Source organism: Shewanella surugensis (genome assembly GCF_023284005.1).
Taxonomy (GTDB): domain Bacteria; phylum Pseudomonadota; class Gammaproteobacteria; order Enterobacterales; family Shewanellaceae; genus Shewanella; species Shewanella surugensis.
The window spans coordinates 1-2999 of the sequence record NZ_JAKIKS010000247.1 but is presented as its reverse complement, the minus strand read 5'-3'; the positions used below and the strand labels follow the sequence as shown (position 1 = coordinate 2999).

Genomic DNA, 2999 nt, shown 5'->3' with positions numbered 1-2999 from the left:
TTAATTCAATCCACTCTTCATGAGAACGTTTAGTCATGTTAACTCCTGATGTGATGTTAAAATAAGGGATCAATGAACGCAGTTGAAGATGTACTTGCTCGGACGGTTACGGAACGCCAATAAAAAGGCATGTAAAAATAAGACGTTCGGCAACACCTTATAATCCTGAATTTGCTGAATATTTCTATAAGCGAAAACAGAATAGGAAAAGTTGAAACTCATGGTTCGAACCTGTCTTAAATGCTTTGTAGGTTGCTGGGTGTCATATGATGCCTTAGTGGAGGCTTGAGCCCAGTGCAGTGAAAGTTGCACGCTGGGTTCTTAGAGGGGCGGCACTTGGTAACAGGTGTCGCCTACTCGACAATAGGGCAGAAAATGGGGGAATTATCTTAATAGTCCATCCTTGCTAATTCCAAGTGTTTTGATAGCATTATGTGCATTTCGGCTGGCGGAGGGGCCTTAAAATTACGTAAACCTATGACAGTTGACAGATTAATATGTTTTAACTATTAAGTATCTAATTGAATACTTTCAATATACCTCTCTATCGTGGTTATTATATAATCAACGTTAATGGGTTTTCCGACAAAGTCTTGCATACCGGCATCGAAGCACCTTTGTCTATCTTGTGGTAATACATTTGCTGTCATTGCCACAATATATGGCGGCTTCGCTGCTTGTTGTTCAATAATTATTTCGGTTGCGGTGATGCCATCCATATTGGGCATTTGCATATCCATGTAAATGATATCATATGTTTTTTCATTTGCTGACTTTACTGCTTCTATGCCATCCACAGCAAGATCAACATCATAGCCTAATTGTTGAAAGACCTTTTTGGCAATAACCTGATTAATTTTATTATCTTCTGCGAGTAAAATTGTCAAAGGATATCTTTTCGACAATTTGAGAGTTGATGAATTAATGAACGAATGACTCGATAATAATCCTTTGTCATCGCTTTTTGCTTTAAGCATTGGCAAGGTAAATATAACAGACGTGCCCTTTCCTAATTCACTTTTGACGATAATATCACCTTCCATTTGTTTAATCAGTTGTGTACAAATGATTAAACCTAATCCAGTACCACCATATTTTCTTGCTATAGAATTATCCACTTGGGAAAACAGCTTGCTCTGATTGGCTTGACTAATACCGATCCCTTTGTCTGTAATGATAAAGGTGACTTTAATTTCATCTGCTGAACGGGATATCACTTTTATGACTAAATCTATGGTGCCCTTGTCGGTAAATTTTATTGCATTGTTCATAATATTCAACAATATTTGTCGAATTCTTAGTTTATCCCCCATTAAGGTATCTGGTAATGTTGCATCAAGATCAATGGTGATATCTAAGCCTTTATTTGATGCCTGCACATCTAATAAGTAACAACATTCACTCACTGTTTGTCGTAAATTAAAAGGGGTATTATCTAAATTTAATGGCCCTTCTTCTAATTTTGAAATATCTAATACATCATTAATAACAACTAGTAATCCATCAGCACAGAGCTGAATAGTACTGAGATATTCATGCTGTTCATTATCTAATTTTGTATCTTCTAGCAATGCCAGCATGCCTAAGATACCACTAATTGGGGTTCGAATTTCATGGGACATATTGGTAAGGAAATCACTTTTGGACTTCATTGCATTTTCCATTGCATTAATTGATTTCTTAAGAGATTGGCTCATTTCATTAAATGCATTAGCTAATAAATAAAACTCATCCTCAGACTCTATGGTTATGTGGTTATCAAAATTTCCCTGTTCGATTTCTTTCGCGCCATCAATTAATATTATAAGGGTATTAATGATATTTCTAGATAAATAATAGGCGAATATAATTGCGAACAGCATTGCAATGATTGTCCCTATGATAACAATTAAAACCGTTTGTTGACTTGCGTGCTCTTGTGATTGGCGTCGTTTTGATAATAGTTTCTGTTCAATATCAACAAATTGATTGTTAATCATGCGAATCTGGTCGATAATATTTTTGCCTGTTCCCTTTTCAATTAATGCTTGTACATCACTAATTGACACTTCATTTGACACTTTAACCTGATTCCTTGCCGCTATTTCTATTTCTGCGGCCTCCTTAAGCCATTTTATTTGTAATATTGCAATTTTATCTATGCGTGCGACTTGCTCTTGGTTGTCCGACACCAAGTTTTTTAATGATGCCAACTTTTTATCCCAAACCTTTTTAGTGGCATCATAGGGTTCTAAAAATTCAAGCTTACCTGTGATTAAAAAACCTCGCTCTCCGGTTTCCATATCCAATAAAAGTTTGGTTAAATTACTAGATCTCGCAATCACTTCTTGAGTATGCTCCACCCATTTAGTGGTTTCAGTTTGGCGCTGAATACTAAGGTAGATTACGATAGAGATGATAAATAGCAATAATATGGGCAATAAAGCACCAAAATAAATCTTTTCTTTAAAGGAAAAATGTAGCATAGCCTGTTATAGTCACTTTCATTCCGTTTATTCATAATAACTATAGTTAACTATGTTCAGGGTAGATAGTGAAAATAAGAGTCATTAAATTAGCGTTTATAATAAATAGGGCTTGTATTCCAGCTTACAACTCCAAGAATAATACTCAAACTATCTTCAATCTCTCCACGCTTGTTGCCCGTTGTTTTTTGGCTGAGCACTAGCCCTTTTTCGGCATCATAAGCTGTGACCATCTGTAAAGCGGTTTTACGGTCATTGCGATAAGAGCCTCGAAGCACCTTGCCATCGAATGCGATAATGGCCTTTTTCGTATGCTTACGGTGTTGATTAACCCAGCTCATCAAGGCTTCAAGCAAGCTTTCTGCTACCACGGTTCGAAGGATCCTAGCGATGGTATGTCGCCGAGGAATACCATGCTCAAACCCCCTGTATTGCTTAAGCCATGAAGCTTTTGCATCACCGTAAGTTTCGATATCACGCCATCCTTCGGCTCCAGCCATGATTGCACTAATGATGAGGAACATGACGTCAATA

Annotated in this window: 1 protein-coding gene and 1 pseudogene; both read right to left on the bottom strand. The window is 36.9% G+C overall.

All coding sequences use genetic code 11. The features are described from left to right. Nucleotides 1-509: 509 nt before the first annotated feature. Nucleotides 510-2465, bottom strand: a complete 1956-nt coding sequence (locus L2764_RS26505) for a hybrid sensor histidine kinase/response regulator (protein ID WP_248943335.1) — start codon at nucleotides 2463-2465, stop codon at nucleotides 510-512. Nucleotides 2466-2620: 155 nt separating this feature from the next. Further along, nucleotides 2621-2999, bottom strand: a pseudogene (locus tag L2764_RS26500) (ISAs1 family transposase); the annotation flags it as partial.